The 3100-nt window shown below is 67.5% G+C and carries 3 protein-coding genes and 1 pseudogene; all 4 read right to left on the bottom strand.

All coding sequences use genetic code 11. The annotated features are described in order from the left end of the window. Positions 1-185: 185 nt before the first annotated feature. Positions 186-644 (bottom strand): cellulose biosynthesis protein BcsD, encoded by a 459-nt coding sequence (locus tag D180_RS16315; protein ID WP_043091163.1) that lies wholly within the window; start codon positions 642-644, stop codon positions 186-188. A gap of 219 nt (positions 645-863) precedes the next feature. Then, on the bottom strand, positions 864-2048 hold the full coding sequence (gene pncB, locus D180_RS16310) for a nicotinate phosphoribosyltransferase (RefSeq protein ID WP_017913636.1): 1185 nt from the start codon (positions 2046-2048) through the stop codon (positions 864-866). A gap of 7 nt (positions 2049-2055) precedes the next feature. Beyond that, complete coding sequence (locus D180_RS24260) at positions 2056-2334, bottom strand: hypothetical protein (RefSeq protein WP_152246793.1); 279 nt, start codon at positions 2332-2334, stop codon at positions 2056-2058. A gap of 435 nt (positions 2335-2769) precedes the next feature. Then, positions 2770-3100, bottom strand: a pseudogene (locus D180_RS16305) (glycosidase-like protein); the annotation flags it as partial.

Genomic DNA, 3100 nt, shown 5'->3' with positions numbered 1-3100 from the left:
GGCAGCCGGCTCCGCGGCGCTGAGCCGGTCGGCGGAAAAATCCTGGTAGGCGGTGGCGCCATTGCTGCCGAGCTTGGCGAACAGGCTTGAGACGTCGTCGCCGGTTTCGGCACCCGTTTGCTTGGACTTCTTGGACATGACGCCCCTCATGACGATCTGAAAATAGTCGGTCGCTACCGCCGCGCTCAGCCGGCCCTGGCCAGCACGAAGCGGCGCAGGTCTTCGTGTCCGGACGACAACGCACGCACGCCCAGGCCGGCCGACATCCCCACCTGCATGAACCATGCCTGATATACCCCTTCCAGGAAGCCGTCGGCACCGCCGGCCTGCCCGGCCAAGCCGATGTGCAGCGGCGAGCCGGCGTGCAGCAGCTCGACGCGGTCGGCGTGCTCCTCGAAGCGCGCATAGCCCCACTCCAGCCGGTCCCAGACGCGGTTCACCGCGTCCTCCAGCTCCTGCAGGGTGGTGCAGGCGCCGACCGGGTGTTCGGCGGCGAAGCGGCGGCCGATGCGCGCCATCAGCAGGGCCAGGTCCTCGGCGCCCAGCTCCGCGGCGAACTCCTCGGCGAGCGCGCGCAGAAAGCCGCGCCACTGCCGCGAACAGGCGTGGGTGCGGTAATGGGTCTGCAACGCGTGAGCGCTCATCGAGGAAGTCTCTGGGCAGGGACGGAACGACAACGGCGTAGCGGGTGTGGCGCCCCGGGCCGACCGTTGCCGGCCGTCACTAATGCGACACAGTTCTCACTTTGTGACGCAGTGTATCTCACTCTTTCTTCACCGCAAAGCCCTGATGCGCCGAACTGCGACCCCTGCCCGCCCGCTCCGGGACCGGCGCTGGGTCGGCACCGGCAGGGCCGCCCAGGCTCAGTGCCGTTCCTCGGCCGGCACCTGGAACACCTGCCGCAGGTAGGCCAGATAGGCCGGATCGTCGCACAGGGTCTTGCCGGGCGAGTCGCTGAGCTTGGCCACCGGCTGGCCGTTGCAGCGGACCATCTTGATCACGATCTGCAGCGGCACCAGGCCCAGATCGTTGGTCAGGTGCGTGCCGACGCCGAACGCCAGCATGCAGCGGTCGCGGAAATGCGCGTACAGCCGCATCACCTTGTCGATGTCCAGGCCATCGCTGAACACCAGGATCTTGCTGCGCGGATCCACCCGATGCCGCTGCAGATGCGCCAGCACCCGCTCGCCCCATTCGAACGGATCGCCGGAATCGTGGCGCATGCCGTCGAACAGCTTGCAGAAGTACAGGTCGAAATCGCGCAGGAACGCATCCAGGCCGACCACGTCCGACAGCGCGATGCCGAGATCGCCGCGGTACTCGCGCGCCCACGATTCCAGCGCCGCCGCCTGCGAATCGCGCAGCCGCGGCCCCAGCGCCTGGAACGCCTGCAGGTATTCATGCGCCATCGTGCCCAGCGGGGTCAGTCCGTAGCGGCGGGCGAAGTACACGTTGCTGGTGCCGACGAACTGCTTGCCCAGGGTCTGCTGCAGCACCGGCAGCAGTTCGCCGTGCCAGGCGCGCGAATAGCGGCGGCGGGTGCCGTAGTCGGCGATGGCGCAGTTGTCGTAGCCCGGGGTGTCGCGCAGCAGCGCGATCTTGGCCTGCAGGCGGCGCAGGCCTTCGGCATGGTCGGCGCCGCCGGCGTTGCGGAACCACACCTCGTTGACGATCGCCAGCAGCGGCACCTCGAACAGGATGGTGTGCAGCCACGGCCCGCGGATATGCAGCTCGATCTCCCCGGGCACGCTGGTCGAGGCCTGCAGTTGCAGGTACTTGCGGTCCAGGTGGAACAGCGCCAGGAAATCGACGAAGTCCGGCTTGATGAAGCGCATCGCGCGCAGGTAGTCCAGCTCGTCCTCGCGGAAGCGCAGCGCACACAGCGCGTCGATCTCCGCCGAGATCTGCGGCAGGTACTGCGCCAGGTCGATGCCCGGGGTGCGGCACTTGAAGCGGTATTCCACCTGCGCGCCGGGATGCTGATGCAGCACCGCCTGCATCATGGTGAACTTGTAGAGGTCGGTGTCCAGCAACGAGTCGATGATCATCCGCCGATTATGCGCTCAGTGCGTTGCAGGCTCCGTCTTCGTGCTTTTCTGTGGGAGCGTCAGCCGCGACCGGGCGTTCCGATGAGGTGCGGCCGCGGCTGATGCCGCACAATTCAGCCATGGTGACAACGAGTGCAAGAGCAAAGCTTTCGCCTAGCGGCGAGTTACTTTTCTTTGCTTGTGCAAAGAAAAGTAACCAAAAGAAGCGCTTTACCACAGCCGAAGGCTGGTCAAGCACACCCTGCCTCGCGCCCTCCGCGCTGACGCGCTCCGGGTCCGCGTCCATCACGGGGATCCGCGGAAGGGGCTTGGCTGCTTCGCAGCCAAGTCCGGGGCAGTCGCCTCACGGCGCCAGCCCGCCCGCCGGGGCGAAGCAGTGCTTCGCCTTTTCCGGCGAGCCCTGCCCTGCCGCGGACGGCGCACATCCATGTACGCCGCCCTTCGGGTATTTCCCCGCGATGGCCGCCGCTTCGGAAGGGAACCCGGTAAGTCAAAAGCAAGGGCAAGAGCAACAGCCAAAGCCAAGCAACTGCGACTGCGACTCCCAAATGGACTCGCGATGATCGGTGTCCGTACGTGATGTGGGAGGGACTCTCGCCGCCCTTTTGTGGGATCAGTCACGACGGCTTCCGAGGTCAGATCGTCCGCCTACTCCGTTCGTCGTGGTTGCATGACAGTTGACTCCTGCCAAGGGCGAAGCGCGCCCCCTGATCCCTGACCCTCACCGCTTGAGCACCGCCTGCGCCGGCTTGTGCTGCACGGTGAAATCGCTGTCGCGCGCGCCGCCGGCGTCCGGATCGGTGTACCAGCACCACAGCGCGATGCCGGCGATGCGCGGCTGCGCGTCGAGCACCTCGCGCCACTCGCGCAGCACCTGCGCCTGCAACGCGGTGTCGACCTCGGCCGTGCGTTGCTCCGGACTTTCCCAGGGCGCTGCCAGACTGCCGTGCGCCGAGCGCAGGCCCAGCTCGGCCACCCACACCGGGCGGCCGCTGCGCTCGCCCAATGCCTGCACCCGCGCGGCCGCCGCGCGCATCTGCGCGCGCCGTTGC

Origin of the sequence: Xanthomonas sp. SHU 166, from assembly GCF_000364685.1 — a bacterium.
Lineage (GTDB): Bacteria > Pseudomonadota > Gammaproteobacteria > Xanthomonadales > Xanthomonadaceae > Xanthomonas_A > Xanthomonas_A sontii.
This window is presented reverse-complemented; position numbering and strand designations above follow the sequence as displayed.

Bases quoted from the DNA above. Each gene is read 5' to 3' on its own strand.
- D180_RS24260 (WP_152246793.1), bottom strand. From the start codon at position 2,334: ATGGACGCGGACCCGGAGCGCGTCAGCGCGGAGGGCGCGAGGCAGGGT.
- D180_RS16315 (WP_043091163.1), bottom strand. From the start codon at position 644: ATGAGCGCTCACGCGTTGCAGACCCATTACCGCACCCACGCCTGTTCG.
- pncB (WP_017913636.1), bottom strand. From the start codon at position 2,048: ATGATCATCGACTCGTTGCTGGACACCGACCTCTACAAGTTCACCATG.